At 69.9% G+C, this 18,650-nt stretch carries 17 protein-coding genes; 7 read left to right on the forward strand and 10 right to left on the reverse strand.

Annotated features, from left to right (window positions below):
- Positions 1-68: 68 nt before the first annotated feature.
- The 6 genes from ACWDEW_RS37525 to ACWDEW_RS37550 all read right to left on the reverse strand — a co-directional run bounded on the left by ACWDEW_RS37525 (position 69) and on the right by ACWDEW_RS37550 (position 5,343).
- The gene (locus ACWDEW_RS37525) at positions 69-1,400 is read right to left on the reverse strand and encodes a hypothetical protein (protein ID WP_450519112.1); all 1,332 of its coding nucleotides are present in this window, start codon (positions 1,398-1,400) and stop codon (positions 69-71) included.
- On the reverse strand, positions 1,397-2,518 hold the full coding sequence (locus ACWDEW_RS37530; RefSeq protein WP_450519114.1) for a hypothetical protein: 1,122 nt from the start codon (positions 2,516-2,518) through the stop codon (positions 1,397-1,399). The genes ACWDEW_RS37525 and ACWDEW_RS37530 overlap by 4 nt, the downstream gene beginning before the upstream one ends.
- Positions 2,515-3,375 carry a COG1470 family protein gene (locus ACWDEW_RS37535; protein WP_450519116.1) on the reverse strand — a complete coding sequence of 287 codons (861 nt, stop codon included), beginning with the start codon at positions 3,373-3,375 and terminating at the stop codon, positions 2,515-2,517. The genes ACWDEW_RS37530 and ACWDEW_RS37535 overlap by 4 nt, the downstream gene beginning before the upstream one ends.
- A gap of 31 nt (positions 3,376-3,406) precedes the next feature.
- On the reverse strand, positions 3,407-4,120 hold the full coding sequence (locus tag ACWDEW_RS37540; RefSeq protein WP_450519117.1) for an LPXTG cell wall anchor domain-containing protein: 714 nt from the start codon (positions 4,118-4,120) through the stop codon (positions 3,407-3,409).
- 172 nt (positions 4,121-4,292) lie between these two features.
- Positions 4,293-4,820 carry an ATP-binding protein gene (locus ACWDEW_RS37545; protein ID WP_450519119.1) on the reverse strand — a complete coding sequence of 176 codons (528 nt, stop codon included), beginning with the start codon at positions 4,818-4,820 and terminating at the stop codon, positions 4,293-4,295.
- A gap of 151 nt (positions 4,821-4,971) precedes the next feature.
- On the reverse strand, positions 4,972-5,343 hold the full coding sequence (locus ACWDEW_RS37550) for an STAS domain-containing protein (RefSeq protein ID WP_019072255.1): 372 nt from the start codon (positions 5,341-5,343) through the stop codon (positions 4,972-4,974).
- A 300-nt stretch (positions 5,344-5,643) separates the two neighbouring features.
- On the opposite strand from ACWDEW_RS37550, the gene ACWDEW_RS37555 reads away from it, so the two are divergent.
- From ACWDEW_RS37555 to ACWDEW_RS37565, 3 genes are all read left to right on the forward strand, one after another.
- Positions 5,644-6,528 carry an RNA polymerase sigma factor SigF gene (locus ACWDEW_RS37555; RefSeq protein ID WP_450519241.1) on the forward strand — a complete coding sequence of 295 codons (885 nt, stop codon included), beginning with the start codon at positions 5,644-5,646 and terminating at the stop codon, positions 6,526-6,528.
- A 210-nt stretch (positions 6,529-6,738) separates the two neighbouring features.
- A complete protein-coding gene (locus ACWDEW_RS37560) occupies positions 6,739-8,232 on the forward strand; it encodes a ricin-type beta-trefoil lectin domain protein (protein ID WP_450519121.1) in 1,494 nt (497 codons plus the stop codon).
- Between the two features lie 90 nt (positions 8,233-8,322).
- Positions 8,323-9,090, forward strand: coding sequence for a DUF5995 family protein (locus tag ACWDEW_RS37565; RefSeq protein WP_450519123.1), 768 nt, complete (start codon positions 8,323-8,325; stop codon positions 9,088-9,090).
- A 128-nt stretch (positions 9,091-9,218) separates the two neighbouring features.
- Here ACWDEW_RS37565 and glmS read toward each other — a convergent pair whose 3' ends face one another.
- Positions 9,219-11,066, reverse strand: coding sequence for a glutamine--fructose-6-phosphate transaminase (isomerizing) (glmS, locus tag ACWDEW_RS37570; RefSeq protein ID WP_450519125.1), 1,848 nt, complete (start codon positions 11,064-11,066; stop codon positions 9,219-9,221).
- Positions 11,067-11,244: 178 nt separating this feature from the next.
- Here glmS and coaA point away from each other — a divergent pair, with 178 nt between their 5' ends.
- Both coaA and ACWDEW_RS37580 read left to right on the forward strand, forming a co-directional pair.
- Positions 11,245-12,213: a type I pantothenate kinase gene (gene coaA, locus ACWDEW_RS37575; RefSeq protein ID WP_450519127.1), complete on the forward strand. Its 969-nt coding sequence runs from the start codon at positions 11,245-11,247 to the stop codon at positions 12,211-12,213.
- A gap of 22 nt (positions 12,214-12,235) precedes the next feature.
- Entirely contained in the window at positions 12,236-13,177 is a 942-nt protein-coding gene (locus ACWDEW_RS37580; protein ID WP_450519129.1) for a DUF389 domain-containing protein, read from the forward strand.
- Here the strand turns inward: ACWDEW_RS37580 and glmM are convergent.
- From glmM to rplM, 3 genes are all read right to left on the reverse strand, one after another.
- Positions 13,174-14,532, reverse strand: a complete 1,359-nt coding sequence (gene glmM, locus ACWDEW_RS37585) for a phosphoglucosamine mutase (RefSeq protein WP_093627301.1) — start codon at positions 14,530-14,532, stop codon at positions 13,174-13,176. The genes ACWDEW_RS37580 and glmM overlap by 4 nt on opposite strands.
- A gap of 194 nt (positions 14,533-14,726) precedes the next feature.
- The gene (gene rpsI / locus ACWDEW_RS37590; RefSeq protein ID WP_093627302.1) at positions 14,727-15,254 is read right to left on the reverse strand and encodes a 30S ribosomal protein S9; all 528 of its coding nucleotides are present in this window, start codon (positions 15,252-15,254) and stop codon (positions 14,727-14,729) included.
- A 44-nt stretch (positions 15,255-15,298) separates the two neighbouring features.
- Positions 15,299-15,742: a 50S ribosomal protein L13 gene (rplM, locus tag ACWDEW_RS37595; protein ID WP_013001400.1), complete on the reverse strand. Its 444-nt coding sequence runs from the start codon at positions 15,740-15,742 to the stop codon at positions 15,299-15,301.
- Positions 15,743-16,087: 345 nt separating this feature from the next.
- Between rplM and ACWDEW_RS37600 the strand changes: the two genes are divergently transcribed.
- Together ACWDEW_RS37600 and ACWDEW_RS37605 are read left to right on the forward strand one after the other, a co-directional pair.
- Positions 16,088-16,966, forward strand: coding sequence for a hypothetical protein (locus tag ACWDEW_RS37600; protein ID WP_450519132.1), 879 nt, complete (start codon positions 16,088-16,090; stop codon positions 16,964-16,966).
- A 73-nt stretch (positions 16,967-17,039) separates the two neighbouring features.
- Complete coding sequence (locus ACWDEW_RS37605) at positions 17,040-18,419, forward strand: glycoside hydrolase family 26 protein (protein WP_450519134.1); 1,380 nt, start codon at positions 17,040-17,042, stop codon at positions 18,417-18,419.
- Positions 18,420-18,650 lie beyond the last annotated feature (231 nt).

The following is an 18,650-nucleotide window of genomic DNA, read 5'->3' on the forward strand; positions in this document are numbered from 1 at the left end:
CAGCGCCCTTTACTCGGCCCGCGGAAGCCCGACACTGACAAAGAAGCGAGTGGCCAACCCGCACTTGTCTACCGCAGTCGCCTCCGCCCCGGCAGGAACGTAAACACCGCCACACCCAACAGGATCGCCGTCCCGGACACCAGACCGAGCGCCTTGAGACCGCCGTGACTGTCGGATCCCGTCTCCGCCAGCCCGCCCGAGGTCGACGTCGACGTACCGCCAGAAGACGACGTACTGCCGGACGCGCCGCTCGCCTGTTCCGTGGTGTCCAGCGTCAGGGAGACCTCGGACTTGGTCGGCGTGCAGGTCGTCGTCGTGCCGAGGGCCTTCACCGTCAGGACCCCGGGAGCGAGTGTCGACGTACCGCTCGCGCCCGGCTTGTACGTGCCGGTGAGGTCGGGGATCTCGATCGGGTCGCCGGACTTGATGGCGGAGGAGTTCGTCGGTCCCTCCACATGCACGGTGCCCTTGTCGGCGCCGCCGAGGACCACCTCCATCGACGGGCTGACGGAGTTCGCCGGGATGTCGGCGGGGCTGTCCATCACGGAGCCGTTGAACTGCACGGTGAGGTCGTAACTCCCGCCGTCCTTCTTGGCGTTGATCTGCACGGGCGAGGTCGCGCTCTTGTCACCGATGGGCGTCTTGCACGCGTACGGGACGGAGACCTCCTTGCCCGTGAAGTCGGTCTGGCCGCTGCCGGTGCCGTCGCTGGAGCTCGCGGACACAGAGTCGCTGGGACTGCTCGACGCGGACTCGGATGCCGATTCGGACGCGGACTCCGACGCCGATGCGGATGCCGAGTCCGTGGGGGTGGGTGATGTGCTCGACGAACTGCCGCCCCCCGCCGTGACGTCGATCGTCGCCGACGTCGGAACCGTCACCGTCGGCGCGCACTTCGTGTCCGTCCCGAACGCGTTGACCGTGTACGCGCCCGGTGTCAGCGTCACCTGGCCGGCGGTCGTCAGTTTCAGGGTGCCCTTCATGTCGGACAGCGTCATCGCGCCGCCCTTGGGGATCGCCGGGTTCTCGCGCGGTCCCAGCATCGCGATGTCGGCGGTCTGCGCGCCTCCCGCCTTCAAAGTCCCCGACGGCTGAACGGAGTTGGCGGGCAGGTCAATGATGTCGGGGTTCTTGGACGCGGCCTGCGTGAACTTCCACACGATGTCGACCGTGTCGCCGACGTGTGCCGTGGCGGGCGCGGTGATCTCGACCTTGGTGGTGCCGTCGACCGGGTCGATGCCCGCGGGCGGCACGCAGTGGGTGGCGTAGGACACCTCGGCGGCCTGCGCGGACCCGGCACTCATGCCGAGCAGGACGCCCGCGCCGCCGAGGATCATCGCGGCGGCCGCCGCACCCGCCCTCCGTCCGCCGGCCGGTATGACTCTCCTTCGCTTTCTCACTGAAGTCCCTTCCTGGTGGGAGTCGTTGGACTCGTCGGACTGTCGTCGTGCGGTGCGGAGAGCCGGCCGGCCGTGCCCGGATCGGAGTCCGGGGTGAACCACGGCAGGGTCGAGGTCACGGGGGTGGTGTGCGGTGGTGCGGCCGTGCCGGACTTCGGCAGGCGCAGGGCGAGTTGTTCGGGCAGCCGCTGTCGCAGCCGTAGGCGCAGGCCCCGGTGCCGGGCCGGGCCCTTGCTGCGGCCCGCCTTGCGCGGCCGTATCCGGTCCACCACGGCCATGCCGACGCGGAACACCGCCGCCGGTACGACCACGCAGAGCAGGATCCAGAACAGGGTCACGCCCCAGGGGCGGGCCACGCCCCACGGCTCCTCGGCGAGCACCCGGCCGCCGTACTTGAGGGAGACGCTGTAGTCGCCGTGCGCCCCGGCCGACAGTTCGACCGGGAGTTTGATCTCCGCCTTGCCGCCGGGCGCGATCGTGCCGCTGAACTGCTGGTCGTCCCACTGCGGCGCGAACACCCCGTGGGAGGTGCCGACTTGGAACACCGGGTTCTTCACGGGCGACGTTCCTGCGTTGCCGACGGTGAAGACCAGCGTGCGGGACGCCGGCGCCCCGAACCAGGTCAGCAGCCCGCTCGAACCGTCCAGTCGGGTGTCGGAGAGGACCGACAGCCGTCCGGTCGACGGCTCCGCGGGCAGTGGTTCGACCGCGTGGCCCGCCACCTGGAAGACCGCGTCCGCCGACGCGCTCGCCCCCGTCACCGTCGCCACATGCACCACGCACGGGCAGGGCACCGGCGGTTCGGACACCGGCAGTTTCTTGCTGAAGACGCCCTTGGCGTCGGTCGTGACGGCCCGGCCGTCCGCGTTGGCGCAGGAGTTGGTGCCGCCGATCACCCCGCGCGCGGGCGTGGCCTGCCCGCAGATCAGCACCATCAGCAGGGCGTGCGTCCGCCAGCCGCTGCCCGAGACGGTGATCGAACCGCCGGTCCCCGCCTGTGACTTGGAGAGCGTCACCTTCGGTCCGTCGGCCGCCGCGACCGGCGTCGCCCCCGCCAACGGCAGCAGAAGCAGCGCGACCACCGCCACCAGCGCCGAGATCCGCGCCTTGCCGCTCACATCACCGCTCCCGTCAACTCGGCTTCCGTACGCGGAGGTTCGGCCGCCCGACCGCCGTCTTCCCTACTGCGCCGACGACGTCGTAGTCGTAGTCGTAGTCGTACGAGAAGCAGCGCGCCCCCGGCCGTCAGCACACTCGCGGTGCCCGCCGCCGCGCCCCACGGCACGAAGCGTGCCGACGTCTGTGCCGTGGCGTGGGCGCCGCCCGGTGCCGTGACCGTGAGGCGGATGTCGACCGCGTCGAGGGCGGGGTGGTGCCAGGGTTCGGTGAGCTTCAGGCGGCGGCCGGGCGGGAGTTGGGCGGGGAGGGTGCGCGGGGCTCGGTCGAGGTGGGTGCCGAGGACGCCGGTGGCGTGGACGGCGAGGCTCGGGGTGAGGGGTGTGGTGCCGCGGTTGACCAGGTCGTAGGTGATGCGGTCGCCGTGGACCGCGAGGTGCTCGACGGTCAGTGCGGACAACTCCGGTCCGTTGACGTGAAGTTGGAGTCGTACCGTCGCCTCCCGGCCGTCCGTGTCGCGGGCCGCGATCGTGCCGGTGCGGTCGCCGGGTGCGGCGGTGGCGGGGACGTTCACCGCGAACGGGATGTCGGCCCGGGTGCGGGCGGGTACGCGAACCGCCGTTGCGGCGAGGGTGATCGGCACGCCCGTGCCGCGCAGTCGTACGGTGACCGGCCGGGTGGTGGGGTTGGTCACGGACACCGCGTCCTGGAGGGTCGTACCGGGCTCGCCCTCGGCGTAGCAGGCCGGGCGTCCGCCGCCGGCGGGCGCGAGGGACCAGCCGCCGGCGGCCGTGGCGGTGGGCGCGGCCGTCAGCACGGCGAGGAGGGACAGGCACAGGACGCGGGCGGTCGACAGCATGGGCGGCTCCACGGCGGACGTGCGGGGGCTGTCAACGGCGGGCGCGGGCCGTCTGGTTGCGCCGGGTCAACCACAGGGTGCCTGCCGCGCCGGCGAGCAGCACCGTGCCGCCGAGCGTGCCGAGGGCGATGACCGAGTCGTCGGGGCCGGTCTTGGGAAGCGTGCCGCTGGAGTCGGTGCCCGTGCCGCTGCCGGTGTCGCTTCCGGTCGAGCCGCTGGATCCCGACGATCCGCCCGCCGCCGTGACGTCCAGCGTGAGGGACGGGCCGGGGCTGTTGGTGGGGGTGCACGTGGTCGTCGTACCGAGGGCCTTGATGGTGAGTACGGCCGCCGTGAACGTGACCTTGCCGCTGGCCTTCGGGGTGTAGGTGCCGGTCAGGTCGTTGATCTTGATGGGGGTGTTGGCGGGGATGGCGGCGGCGTTGGCGGGGCCCGAGACGGAGACCGTGCCGCTGTCGGCGCCGCCCACCTTGATGGTGGCGCTCGGGCTCATCGCGCCCTTGCCGAGTTCGACGGGGCTGGAGGAGACGCCCTTCTGCCAGGACATGGTGAGCTTGTAGCCGCTGCCGCTCTTGACGCCCTTGATGTCGATCGGCGAGACGGCGGTCTTGACGCCGATCGGCGTCTGGCACTTGTAGTTGACGTCGACCACGTCGGCCCGGGCTGCGGGGGCGGCCATGAATACCGCCGAGCCGGCCAGGGCCGCGACGGACGCGAGCGCTGCGGTTCGTTTCTGGTACGACACGGTCCCCTCATTCCTGACGGCACATCAGATCGGCCGTCAAGGTACGCCCGGGGTCGTGAGGAGGGAAGGCAAAGCGCACGCCGGAGTTGTGACGATCCGGCGTGCGTCAGTTGTCGGGGAAACGATTTTCTTGTGGGGGCCTCGTCGGTGCGGAGCCCGCGCCCCGTCCGCGCTAGGCCGGTGCTCCCAGCTCCGCCCACACGGTCTTTCCGGTGACCCCCGGGGCCCGCACGACCCCCCAGTCCAGGCACAGCCGCTGCACGATGAACATGCCGTGGCCGCCGGGGCGGCCGGCGCGGTGCGGGGTTCTGGGGGCGGGCTGGCCGGTGCCGCGGTCGGAGACCTCGACCCGGATCACCTTGTTCTCGCAGGTGATCCACATCTCGTCCGGCCCTTCGGCGTGCAGACACGCGTTGGTGACCAGCTCGGAGACCACGAGGAGCACGTCCTCGGCGGCGGCGCGCCGGTCGGCACCCTCGGCTGGCAGCCAGCCCCAGGCGTACAGGGCCTGGCGGGCGAAGTCGCGGGCGAGGGGGACGACCCCGCTCTCACCCGCGAAACTGAGTCTGCGGGTGTGCCGGCCGACGGCCGGTTCGGTGTCGTCCCCGGTGGACGGCACGGAAGCGCCCCCCGCGGGCGCCCCCGTAGCGCCACCGGGCTCCGGGCGGTCGCCCGGCGGGTAGGGCCGGGTGGTGCTCATCAGCGCTTCACCTCACCGATTCACCGGTTCACGAGTCAAGAGTCGGTACGTGTTCAACAGTTGGTAGTACGTGGGCCATGGGCGTTTTCGTCGCTCCGGTCGCCGACAGGTTCAGATGTTCTCCTGCCCGGGCGAACCGGCAAAACACCCCTTATTCGTCGGCGAGAGCAGCCTCAAGGGTGTCGTGGACGGTGAAGACCGCATCCGCCCCTGTGATCTCGAATACGCGCGCCACCGCGGGCTTCATCCCCGCGAGGTGCACTCCGCCGTCCGCGGCTTCCGCCTTCAGGCGTGCGCCGAGCAGTACGTTCAGGCCCGTGGAGTCGCAGAACTCCAGCCGTGAGCAGTCCACGACGAGCCGTGCGTACCCATGGGCGAGCAGGTCGTCCAGCGGTTCGCGCAACAGATCGGCGGTGTGGTGATCCAACTCACCCGCCGGTGTCACGACGGCGCTGAGGCCCTGTTTCCGCACCTCGACCAGAAGCCGGCCAGACTGTGCGCTGCCGACCGTCCCGCGGTCCATGCCGTCTCTCTCTCCCGAGGTCGTGGCTGTTGACGTTCGCGCTGGAACACTACGCCTTCCTCACACTCTCCGACACCCGAACAACCACCCACAAGTGGACATATGGGTACACAACGCACTTGCGGCGGGCTCCGGAAACCGGGTAGGGCTAGTAGCAACAAGTTTTTGGACATGCGATTACGACAGATCGGCCCGACCGATCCGACCGATCCGACCGACACGACCGGCTTTGGAGGCGCCGCACTCCGCAGTGCACGCACCGGCTCCGGCAGCCATATGCCGAGAACGATGGAGGACACCATGTCACCCCGGCTCGACGCATCGCCTACCCCGACAGCGACGTCGACACCCCCACCGGCACAACTGGATCCCAATCCCATCATCGAGGGGCTCCCGGAGATCCCCCCGTACGACGAGATCGGCGCCGTAGACGCGCGGGCCCTCTCCAAGACCCTCTTCGAGAGGCTGGAGTCCCTCGAAGAGGGGACGCACGAGTACTCGTACGTCCGCAACACGCTCGTCGAGCTCAACCTCGCGCTGGTCAAGTTCGCCGCCTCCCGCTTCCGCTCGCGCAGCGAGCCGATGGAGGACATCATCCAGGTCGGCACGATCGGCCTGATCAAGGCGATCGACCGCTTCGAACTCAGCCGCGGCGTCGAGTTCCCCACCTTCGCGATGCCCACCATCGTCGGTGAGATCAAGCGCTTCTTCCGCGACACCTCGTGGTCCGTGCGCGTCCCGCGCCGACTGCAGGAACTCCGGCTCGACCTGGCCAAGGCCGGCGACGAACTGGCCCAGCAGCTCGACCGCGCCCCCACCGTGGCCGAACTGGCGGAGCGCCTGAAGCTCTCCCGCGACGAGGTCGTCGAGGGCATGGCGGCGTCGAACGCCTACACCGCCAGCTCACTCGACGCCCAGCCCGAGGAGGACGACTCCGAGGGCGCGCTCGCGGACCGCATCGGCTACGAGGACCACGGGCTCGAAGGCATCGAGTACGTCGAGTCGTTGAAGCCGCTGATCGCCGAACTCCCGCAGCGGGACCGGCAGATCCTCTCCCTGCGCTTCGTCGCCAACATGACGCAGTCGGAGATCGGCGACGAGTTGGGCATCTCGCAGATGCATGTGTCGCGGCTGCTGTCGCGGACACTGGTGAAGCTGCGAAGGGGACTGACGGTCGAGGAGTGACCGCCGGCCGCCCCTCCGGGGAAGTCGACCTCCCTGCCTGTTGCCCGTGCTGAGCGCGGCGCGCGTGTGCGTGCGCCGCGCTCAGGCGTTCCCCGCCCCGACGCAACCGGGTTACTGACGGAAACCTCTTTCCCCACCGGTCCTCTTCCACCACTATGGTCACCCGGCAAACTGGCTGGTACGTCAGGACGGGCGCGAGGAGGCGGGTGAATGGTTCACTCCGAGGAGTACGGCGGCGCACCCGCCGACGCCTCCGACGCGCGGCTCACAGAACTGCTGCGCGCCGGCCCGTCCGCGGTCTATCCGGCGCTCCAGGAACTCCGCACCCGGCACCAGCCCTCCGTGCTGTCCTACGCCCGCCTGTGCACCACCGGCGAGTCGGCGGCACGGCAGCTGGCGGCGCAGGCGTTCACCCTCGCGGCCCGCGAGACGGCACGCGGGGTGGAACCGGGAGTCCCCTGGCGGCACCAACTCCTGCTGCTGACAGGGCGGGTGGCCACATCGTGGTTCCTGGGCGACCGCTCGGCCGGCCTGGACTCCGGCCTGCTCCTGCTCCTGAACACGGCGGCCCCGACGCCCACCATGCTCCCGGCCTTCCAGTCCCTCCCCGCCCGCACCCAGGGCCTGGTCTGGTACGGCGTCGTCGAGCGGGAACCGGAAACCGTGACCGCCGCGTTCCTCGGCCTCACCCACGAGGACGTCGTCCACGGCACCGAACGAGCCCTGCAGGCCATGGCCCAGGCCTGCCTGAAGTCCCGCCTGGCCGCCTCCGACGACCCGCGCTGCGGTGACTTCCGGCGCCTGATCGAGGAGTCGGTACGCCCCGACAACCCCCGCGAAAGCGCCGACCTGCACGCCCACATGGCGCACTGCGCCCACTGCACGGGCGCGTACGAGGAACTGACGGCGCTGCGGGACGCTCCGCGGGCGACGCTGGCGGAGGGGTTGCTGCCGTGGGCGGGGGCGTCGTACGCGCTGCGGGACCGTGCCGAGGTGAGGGGCAACCCCCTTGGGACTCCCGCGACTTGGGCGCCCTCGACCTGGTCGCCCGCGCGCCGGCTGGTGCTGGCCTCGGCGGCGCTGGGCGTCGCGTTGGTGCCGCTGCTGTTCTTCCTGCTGCGGCCGGGCGACTCACCGCGTCCGGGCGCGGCGGCGGTCCCGTCGACCCCGTCGGAGGTGACGGTGACGGCGACGGTCCCGGTGACGCCGTCGACGTCACCCTCCAAATCGCCGTCCCCAACCCGGAGTTCGAAGCCGACGCGCTCGGCGAGCCCCACTCCCTCCCCTTCTCCCGCCGCCCACGCGCCCGACGGCACCTACGCCCGGATCGTGAATGCCTCCACGGGCCGGTGCCTGGACATCCGGGACGGCGACCTGACGGAGGGCACGGATGTGATCACGGCCCCCTGCACCTCGTCCGGCACCCAGCTGTGGCGCGTGGATGCGACCCGCGGGGTGGTGCAGTCGTCCGCCGACTCCGACCTGTGCCTGGACAGCCGGGGGTCCGTGGACAAGGGGGTCGGCATCTGGGAGTGCGATTCGGTGGACGGGAGCCACGGAGACAACCTGAGGTTCACGGTGGACAGTGACGGAGTGATCCGCCCGGCGATCGCGATCCTGACGGGGATGACGCCGGGGGACGGTGACGGGGTTTCGCTGGTACCGCTGACCGGGGGCGTGGAGCAGCGGTGGCGGGCGGGGTGAAGCACGCATGTGTGTGTGAGCCGTACCGGAGCGGCCGACATCGGTGAGACTGGGCAGTCCGAACCATGGCTCCGGCAAAGGGAGTTGGACGTGGCGGCACAGAACATCGACGAGGTTGTGGACGGTCTCGCGGAGATCGTGCGCGAGGCGACCCGCACCGGTGACCGGATCGGCTACTTCGCGGCCCTGTACCGACAGGTGACCGTCGAGATCCGTAAGGCCATCCACGAGGGACAGTTCGAGGACGGCCCCCGGATGGACCGTTTCGACACCCTCTTCGGCAACCGCTACTTCGAGGCCCACGACGCCTGGCTCCGCGACCGCGGCGGACCGCGCTGCTGGCGCGAGACCTTCGGACTGCTGGACGACCGCGACACCGTCATCGTCCAGCACCTGATCCTCGGCGTGAACGCGCACATCAACCTGGACCTCGCCGTCGCCGCCGCGCGGACCAGTCCCGGCGCGGACATCCACGCCCTCCAGCACGACTACCTGCTGATCAACGACATCCTCGCGCGGGTGGTGCTGGCGGTACAGGACTCGGTGGACGCCCTGTCCCCCCTCCTGTCCCTCCTGGACAAGGTCGGCGGCCGCACCGACGAACAGATCCTCGACTTCAGCATCGTCCAGTCCCGCCAGGAGGCCTGGCACAACACCGTCGTCCTCTCCGGCCAGACCGAAGCGGAACGCGAGGCCACCATCGACCGCCTCGACATCCGGGCCGCCGTACTGGCCCGCCTGATCGCCCGCCCGGGCGCCCTGGTCCGCCCGGCCCTGGAACTGATCCGCCACACCGAGAACAACGACGTAGCGGCTGTCATCACGCATCTGGACAACGCGGTGCAGAAGGCAGGGTAGGGCGCTACGCCACCCCCGAAGCGACCCTCACCCCAGAAAGTGTGACACTTCAGCACGGAGCGTCACACTTCCTGACCTCGCCTACCCGAAGCGCCGAGCACCCCGCAGCCCCGTTGGCTTACGGCCGCTCATTCCACCGTCACCGACTTCGCCAGGTTGCGCGGCTGGTCCACCTCGTTGCCGCGGGCCGTGGCCAGTTCGCAGGCGAAGACCTGCAACGGGACGGTGGCGACCAGGGGTTGCAGCAGGGTCGGGGTGGCGGGGATGCGGATGAGGTGGTCGGCGTAGGGGACGACCGTCTCGTCGTCCTCCTCCGCGATCACGATGGTCATCGCGCCCCGCGCCCGGATCTCCTGGATGTTTGACACGATCTTGTCGTGGAGGACGGAACGGCCGCGCGGGGAGGGAACGACGACCACCACCGGCATGCCCTCCTCGATCAGTGCGATCGGGCCGTGCTTCAGCTCCCCCGCCGCGAAGCCCTCGGCGTGCATGTACGCCAACTCCTTGAGTTTCAGGGCGCCTTCGAGAGCGACGGGGTAGCCGACGTGGCGTCCCAGGAAGAGCACGGTGTTCTTGGCGGCCACCGATCGCGCCAACTCCCTTACCGGCTCCATGGTTTCCAGCACCCGTTCGACCTCGCCGGAGATCTGCGAGAGGTCGCGGATGACGGCCTGGATCTCGTCGCCCCACTTGGTGCCCCGCACCTGGCCGAGATACAGGGCGACCAGGTAGCACGCCACCAGCTGCGTCAGGAACGCCTTCGTCGACGCCACGGCGACCTCGGGACCGGCGTGCGTGTACAGCACCGCGTCCGACTCACGGGGAATCGTGGACCCGTTGGTGTTGCAGATGGCCAGGACCTTTGAGCCCTGCTCCCTCGCGTGCCGCAGCGCCATCAGCGTGTCCATCGTCTCGCCGGACTGCGAGATGGCGATGACCAGGGACCGCGCGCCCAGGATCGGGTCCCGGTAGCGGAACTCGCTCGCCAGCTCCACCTCGCACGGGATGCGCGTCCAGTGCTCGATGGCGTACTTGGCGATCAGCCCGGCGTGGAAGGCCGTACCGCAGGCGACGATGACGACCTTGTCGATCTCCCTCAACTCATGGACGGGGATGCGGACTTCGTCCAGCGTGAGCAGGCCGGCCGCGTCGATCCGGCCGAGCAGCGTGTCCGCGACCGCCTTCGGCTGCTCGGCGATCTCCTTGAGCATGAAGTAGTCGTAGCCGCCCTTCTCGGCGGCGGAGGCGTCCCAGTCGACGTGGTACGAGCGGACCTCGGCCGGAGCGCCGTCGAAACCGGTGACCGTCACCCCGTCGCGGCGCAGCTCGACCACCTGGTCCTGCCCGAGCTCGATCGCGGACCGGGTGTGGGCGATGAACGCGGCGACGTCGGAGGCGAGAAAGGCCTCGCCCTCGCCGACGCCGACCACGAGCGGCGAGTTGCGGCGCGCGCCGACGACCACGTCCGGCTCGTCCGCGTGTACGGCGACCAGGGTGAACGCGCCCTCCAGCCGCCGGCACACCTGCCGCATCGCCTCCGCGAGGTCCGCGCACGCCGAGAACTCCTCGGCCAGCAGATGCGCGACCACCTCGGTGTCCGTGTCGGAGGCGAGGTCGTGCCCGCGCTCGGCCAGCTCGGCGCGCAGGCAGGCGAAGTTCTCGATGATGCCGTTGTGGACGACGGCGACCCGGCCCGCGTTGTCGAGGTGCGGGTGGGCGTTGGCGTCCGTCGGGCCGCCGTGTGTGGCCCAGCGTGTGTGCCCGATGCCGGTCGACCCCGCCGGCAGCGGGCGGTCGACCAGTTCCTTCTCCAGATTGACGAGTTTCCCGGCCTTCTTGGCCGCCGCCAGCCCGCCGTCGGCGAGCACGGCGACGCCCGCCGAGTCGTAGCCCCGGTACTCCAGTCGCTTCAGCCCGGCCATCACCACATCGAGCGCCGACTGCGACCCCACGTATCCCACGATTCCACACATGCGCGGCAGCCTAGGCGCCGAGGCCCGCCCGAACACGGCACTTCGTGCCCGATTTCGGAAATTCCGGCCGCCGGAAGCAGCGTCTGCTACGGCTTCCGGACACCCGGGGTGACGCACCCCACCCACCACCCCGTTCAAACTCCGTTAACAATGGACTGTGATCTCTCCGGTCTCCCCGATGCCCCGGAGCGCCCACCGGCACAAGCCGGAGGCGACTCCCTACGTCGACCTCACCCGAGCCGAGTGGAGCGCGCTGCGCGACAAGACGCCGCTGCCGCTCACCGCCGACGAGGTCGAGAAGCTGCGCGGCCTCGGTGATGTCATCGACCTCGACGAGGTGCGGGACATCTACCTCCCGCTGTCCAGACTCCTCAACCTCTACGTCGGCGCCACGGACGGCCTCAGAAGCGCCCTGAACACCTTCCTGGGCGAACAGGGCTCCCAGTCCGGCACCCCGTTCGTGATAGGCGTCGCGGGGTCGGTGGCCGTAGGAAAGTCGACCGTGGCGCGTCTCCTCCAGGCGCTGCTCTCCCGCTGGCCCGAGCATCCCCGCGTCGAGCTGGTGACCACCGACGGGTTCCTGCTCCCCACCCGCGATCTCGAAGCCCGCGGGCTCATGTCGCGCAAGGGCTTCCCGGAGTCGTACGACCGCCGTGCGCTCACCCGTTTCGTCGCCGACATCAAGGCGGGCAAGGACGAGGTCACGGCACCCGTCTACTCGCACCTCATCTACGACATCGTGCCTGATCAGCGGCTCACGGTCCGGCGCCCCGACATCCTGATCGTGGAGGGGCTGAACGTGCTGCAGCCCGCACTCCCCGGCAAGGACGGCCGTACGCGCGTCGGTCTCGCCGACTACTTCGACTTCAGTGTGTACGTCGACGCGAGCGCCGAGGACATCGAGCGCTGGTATCTGAACCGGTTCCGGAAGCTGCGGGCCACCGCGTTCCAGAACCCGGACTCGTACTTCCGCAAGTACACCCAGGTCTCCGAGGACGAGGCGGTCGACTACGCCCGCACACTCTGGCGCACCATCAACAAGCCCAACCTGGTCGAGAACATCGCCCCCACCCGGGGCCGCGCCACCCTCGTCATCCGCAAGGGCGCCGACCACAAGGTGCGGCGACTGAGCCTGCGGAAGCTGTAGAGCCGCCTGATAGAAGTGCTTCATGCTGCACCTGCGCCTGATCACCCCCGCCGACCGGACCGGCGACGTCGTCCGGCTGATCGAGACGACCGTCGGCACCACGCACCTCGTCGTGCTGACCGGCGCCGCCCGCAACCCGACCGGCGATGTCGTGATGTGCGATGTCGCCCGCGAGGCCGGTGACGAACTCATCGGCGGGCTGCGGGAGTTGGGGGTCGACCGGACCGGCTCGATCGCCGTCGAGAACATCGACCTGTCGCTGTCGGAGCGGGCCGACAAGGCCGAGGACGACGCGCCCGGCGAGGGCGCGGACGCGGTGCTGTGGGAGCACCTGGTGGACGCGACGCACGAGGAGTCGACGCTCAACGTCACCTATGTCGCGTTCCTGTCCGTCGCCACGATGCTCGCGGCCTGCGGCGTGATGCTGGACAACGCGATCCTGATCGTGGGCGCGATGGCCGTGGGACCGGAGTTCGGGCCGCTCGCGGGGATCTCGACGGCGTTGGTGCAGCGGGCGCCGCGACTGGTGTGGCGGTCGCTGTGGGCGCTGCTGGCCGGGTTCGCCGCCGCCATGGCGCTGACGGCGGGCTTCAGTTGGCTGATGGACGTCCTGGGACTCTTCGACCGGTCGATGATCGATGGGCCCCGGCCCAACACGGCCTTCATCTGGAATCCCGACTGGATGTCCTTCGTCGTCGCCTTCCTGGCCGGTATCGCGGGCACCCTGTCCCTCACGTCCGCGAAGTCGGGTGCCCTGATCGGCGTGGCGATCTCGGTGACGACGGTCCCGGCCGCCGCGAACGCCGCCGTCTCCCTCAACTACACCGACTACTCCCAGACTTGGGGCTCCACCTGGCAGCTCCTCGCCAACCTCGGCGGCATCGTGCTGGCGGGCACGCTCACGCTGCTCGCCCAGAAGGCGTTCTGGGCCTGGCAGCGCAAGCGCACCCCCGAACCGGCTTAGCCCAGCGCCGACTTGACCGCGTCGGCCAACCGCCCCGCCACCGACCGCGCCTGGTCGATATCAGCGGCCTCGACCATCACCCGCACCAACGGCTCGGTACCGGACGGCCGCAGCAACACCCGCCCCGTGGACCCGAGTTCACGCTCGGCCTCGGCGACCGCGGCCGCCAGGTCCGCGGACGTACCCACCCGGGTCCGGTCCACGTCCGGCACGTTGATGAGCACCTGCGGCAGCCGCACCATCACGGACGCGAGGTCCTTGAGCGTACGGCCGGTCTCGGCGACCCGGGCCGCCAGCATCAGGCCGGTCAGCGTGCCGTCGCCGGTGGTGGCGTGGTCGAGGATGATGACGTGGCCGGACTGCTCGCCGCCCAGCGCGTAGCCGTGCTCCTTCATCTCCTCCAGGACGTAGCGGTCGCCGACCGCGGTCTGGACGAGGGTGAGGCCCTCGCGCTCCATGGCCAGTTTGAAGCCGAGGTTCGACATGACGGTCGCGACGACGGTGTCGGAGCGCAGTGCGGAACGCTCCCGCATCGCCAGCGCGAGCACGGCCATGATCTGGTCCCCGTCGACCTCTTCGCCGGTGTGGTCCACGGCCAGGCAGCGGTCGGCGTCCCCGTCGTGCGCGATGCCGAAATCGGCGCCGTGCTCGACGACGGCGGCCTTGAGCAGCCCGAGGTGGGTGGAGCCGCAGCCGTCGTTGATGTTGAGGCCGTCGGGGTCGGTGCCGATGGTGACGATCTCGGCACCGGCCCGGGAGAAGGCCTCCGGGGACACGCGGGCGGCGGCGCCGTGCGCCTCGTCCAGGACGATCTTCAGCCCGTCGAGCCGGTTCGGGAGCACGCCGATGAGATGGGCGACGTACTGGTCGAAGCCTTCGTTGTAGTGCCGGACCCGGCCGACGCCCGAGCCGGTCGGGCGGTCCCAGGGGGCGCCGGTGCGGTGCTCCTCGTAGACCTTCTCGATCCGGTCCTCCAGCTCGTCGTCGAGCTTGTGCCCGCCGCGCGCGAGGAACTTGAGGCCGTTGTCGGGCATGGCGTTGTGGCTCGCGGAGAGCACCACACCGAGGTCGGCGCCCAGCACACCGGTGAGATACGCCACCGCGGGGGTGGGCAGCACACCGACGAGCAGTACGTCCACTCCCGAGCTGGCGAGGCCGGCGACCACGGCGGCCTCCAGGAACTCCCCGGACGCGCGCGGATCCCGCCCGACCACGGCCGTTGCCCGGTGGCCTGCGAACGTGCCCGCCTCGGCGAGCACATGCGCCGCCGCGACGGAGAGGCCGAGGGCCAGCTCGGCCGTCAGATCCGCGTTGGCGACACCGCGCACGCCGTCCGTGCCGAAGAGTCGTCCCACTTGTCCTCCTGAGGAAGGCGAAAGTTCTGCAGGGCGAAAGTCCTGCGTTCCAGGCATAGGATGCCTGGTCATCCGATCACACAAGCCTTTGAGCGCCTTGTGCCGTTATACGCCCCGGACTGTGATAAACGAACGCCCCGACGGCACGAGTGGCGTGCCGCCGGGGCGTTCGGAGTACAGACAGCAGGCGAGATCTAGCGCTTGCTGTACTGCGGAGCCTTGCGGGCCTTCTTGAGACCGGCCTTCTTGCGCTCGACCGCACGGTCGTCGCGACGGAGGTAACCGGCCTTCTTCAGGGCGCCGCGGTTGTTGTCCACGTCGGCCTCGTTCAGCGCGCGGGCCACGCCGAGGCGCAGGGCGCCGGCCTGGCCGGAGACGCCGCCACCCGAGATGCGGGCGATGACGTCGTAGCGGCCGTCGAGTTCGAGCACCTTGAAGGGCTCGTTGACTTCCTGCTGGTGGACCTTGTTCGGGAAGTAGTCCTCAAGCGTGCGCCCGTTGACCTTCCACTTGCCGGTGCCGGGCACGATGCGAACGCGCGCGATGGCGTTCTTGCGGCGGCCCAGGCCGGCGGCCGGCTGCGGGTCGCCGAAGCGGCCGGCGAGCGACTCGGAGGTGTACTCGCCCTCGACGGGCACCTCGGACTCGGTGGTGTAGCTCTCGATGTCGACGAGCTCGGTCTCGGTGTCTTCGACCGGCTGCTCAACGGTGGTCTCGGCCACGGTTCTCCTCAGATTCTTTTCTGTCTTAGGGGGTGTGGCCGGAACTACTGCGCGACCTGGGTGATCTCGAACGGCACCGGCTGCTGGGCAGCGTGCGGGTGCTGGTCGCCCGAGTAGACCTTCAGCTTGCTGATCATCTGACGGCCCAGGGTGTTCTTGGGGATCATGCCCTTGATGGCCTTCTCGACGGCCTTCTCGGGGTTCTTCGCCAGCAGCTCGTCGTAGCGGACGGAGCGCAGACCACCCGGGTAGCCGGAGTGGCGGTACGCCAGCTTCTGGGTCTTCTTGTTGCCGGACAGGTGAACCTTGTCGGCGTTGATGATGATGACGAAGTCGCCCATGTCCATGTGCGGGGCATAGGTCGGCTTGTGCTTGCCACGGAGGAGGTTCGCGGCAGTGGTAGCCAGACGGCCCAGGACGATGTCCTGCGCGTCGATGACGTGCCACTGGCGAGTCACATCGCCGGGCTTGGGGCTGTACGTACGCACTTCGCAGCCTTCTTCTTCAGTGGATGGGTGCTGAAATTGGCATCACTGAAGCGATCGTGCAGCTGGGGACGACACTGCCGGGTCCAGCGCCCGTATGCCGCCCACTGGTAACTGCTCCAGGGAACCTACGTAAGGACTTCTCGTGTGAGAACGACCAAGCCGATACGTATAACAAACCGCAAGAGTACTCGCGCTGCCCCGGACGGGTCAAAACGGGGCCGGAGCACTCCGGCCGGCAGCGCACAGCGATCGATCGGGCACGTACCGTGACAGCCTCAACGTCTGTTGCTCCAGGGCTCATTGAGACGGGCGTGCACACGCGTCGCCCCGTCTAGGATGCGACCCATGAGCTTCGGGCAGGGGGGACCCCAGTCCCAGTGGGATCCCTGGAAACCGCAATCGCAGCAGCCGTGGGGCGGCAACGTCGACGACGAGACCCCGGACTGGGCCGCGCTCGCCGACCGGGCGGAGACGCGCAACCGGCGCAAGAGAGTGCTGCTCATAGGCGGCGGCGCGGTCGCGACGATAGCCGTCGGGACGGCCGTGGCCATGGCCGTGATGTCGGCGAACGGCGACGACACGGCGTCTGGGAAGCCGACGAACCTGCCCGCGAGCGGGTCCCTGCCGAGCGTCGGCGCCACCTCGCCGTCCTTCGCACCGACCAGCGCGCCGCCGCCGCTGGACCCGAAGGAGTTCATCTCCAGCAAGGCCAAGGACACCGCGCCGCTCAGCGCGGAACTCCTGTTCCCCGGCACGCAGTTGACCATGGGCTCGACCGTGTACAAGAAGGGCCCGACGGCCGACACCACCAACTGTGCCTCGGCCGCCCAGTCGACCCTCCCGAAGGTCCTCACGGCCAACAGCTGCACCCGCCTGATGCGCGTCACCTACACCAAGGGCAATGTCGCGGTGACGGTCGGCGTGGCCGTCTTCGACTCCGAGGCCCAGGCGACGAAGGTCAAGACCCAGGCGGACAAGAAGGCCATCATCCGCTCGCTGTCCGGCAAGGGCGTCAAGCCGTTCTGCGACGGCGCGGTGTGCCGCACGACCACCAACTCCTACGGCCGCTACGCCTACTTCACGATCGCCGGCTTCACCAACGGCACGGACGTGACGACGAAGGACACCCAGGTCTTCACCATCGGCGACGACCTGGCCGAGTTCGCCTTCCGCCAGATCGGCAGGCGGGGCGAGGCGCAGGCCTCGGCGGCGGCGCAGAACTAGCGCCCGCGCCGGCCGCCTTCTCCCGATCCGGGGCAGAATCACCCCGGGGTCGGTCGGGGAGGGGTCGGGGATCATGCGGATGCGTGGGCGGGTTCAGCTCATCGGGGCGGGGGTGTCCGCCGCCGCACTCGCCCCGCTGGCCTGGTGGGCGACCCGGCACGAGTCCGCCGGGCAGGAACCGGGCGAGGTCCCCACGGACCTGCGCGACCGGGACCCGGAGGCGACGCCCGCGGCCCGGAACGTCTACGCGCTGCTGGCCGGCTTGGAGAACAGGGCCCGGCGCGGCGAGGCCTCCCGGACGGTCATCGGCCAGCACGTGGAGCTGCAGAACGAGCGGTACAACTTAGCGTACGGCGACTACCGGGGCCCGAAGCAGCCGGGCTACTACTACAAGAAGGCCCAGGACATCACCGGCCGACTGCCCGGCTTCGTGGAGCTGGACCTGGGACCCGGGTACGGCCGGCCGGGCTGGGCGGTGGGCGAGTCCCGCTCGTACTCGCGCTCCTGGCCGAGCTGCCGGCGACTGTGGGGGTACGCCGAGGACGCGGTGGATCTCGCGGTCGGGGTGTGGGCGGGCCTGCCCCGTGCTGCCGACGGCTCCTACCGGCCCTCCGGCACACACGCGGACTGCGGTGCGGGCGGCGCGGAGATCTCGCTGCCGCACAACGGGGGCGCACCGGCGGGCATCGTCGGCTTCTCCTTCCACCAGCCGTATCCGGGCAGCGGGACCAAGGGCTTCCCGCAGACCCTGCACAGCAACTCGCCGGCCGCGAAGGACCCCGGCTGGTTCACCCGGGTCGTCACCGAGGGCACCGCCGAGCACCGGGCCCTGCTGCACGACCTGGACTTTCTCGCGGACCACCTCGGCTACCTGGCGGACCGCGGTGTGCCGGTGCTGCTGCGGCCGTACCACGAGATGAACACGGCGCCGGGCCACGGCTTCTGGTGGTCGGGGCAGGATCCGGCCGTATACCAAAAACTGTGGCGTACGGCATACCACCACCTCGTCACCCGGCGCGGTCTGCACAATCTGATCTTCGTGTGGGCGCCGGTCGCCTGGGACGGCTCGCGCCACCCGTCGCCGCACGCCTACTACCCCGGCGACCGTTATGTGGACGTGGTCGGTGTCGACGACTACAGCGGCTCCCCGGAGAAGCCGTACGGGCCGGGCGCCTGGACGGAGGTCTGGTACCGGGGTCTGGAGCGGTACCGCAGGCCCCGGACCATGGCCGAGTCCTTCCACGTCCCGCTGAACGCGGCCCAGCCGCACACCCTGAGCCGGACGCCCTGGGTGCTGTGGAGTGTGTGGGGGCAGGCGCTGTCGTACGCCAACGTCTCCGCGCCGACGGGAAAGAACACGGTGGCCGACGTCCGCGGAACCTACGCTTCCACGCAGGTGATCACGGCGTCGGCGGATACATGGACATCACTGCACAAGAGCCAGTTTGATTAACTTTTGACTACACCTTTCACACCCGCATTCCTTGCGTGAAGCAAGTGTGCGAGGATCGTGCAGCTGTTCGGCCAGCGTTTTCTGGGCGCCCGGGGGGGCTTCTGAGTGGCCGAGACGCCAATGAAGGCGTTGGGGGCAGAACCCGAAGTATGTGAGCGCGACGCGCGTAGCGTGCCGTGCCGAGATCTGCTGCTGCCTCGACGCACCACCGATCTCATGGGAGTTCCGCAG

Source organism: Streptomyces sp. NPDC001100, from assembly GCF_053598575.1.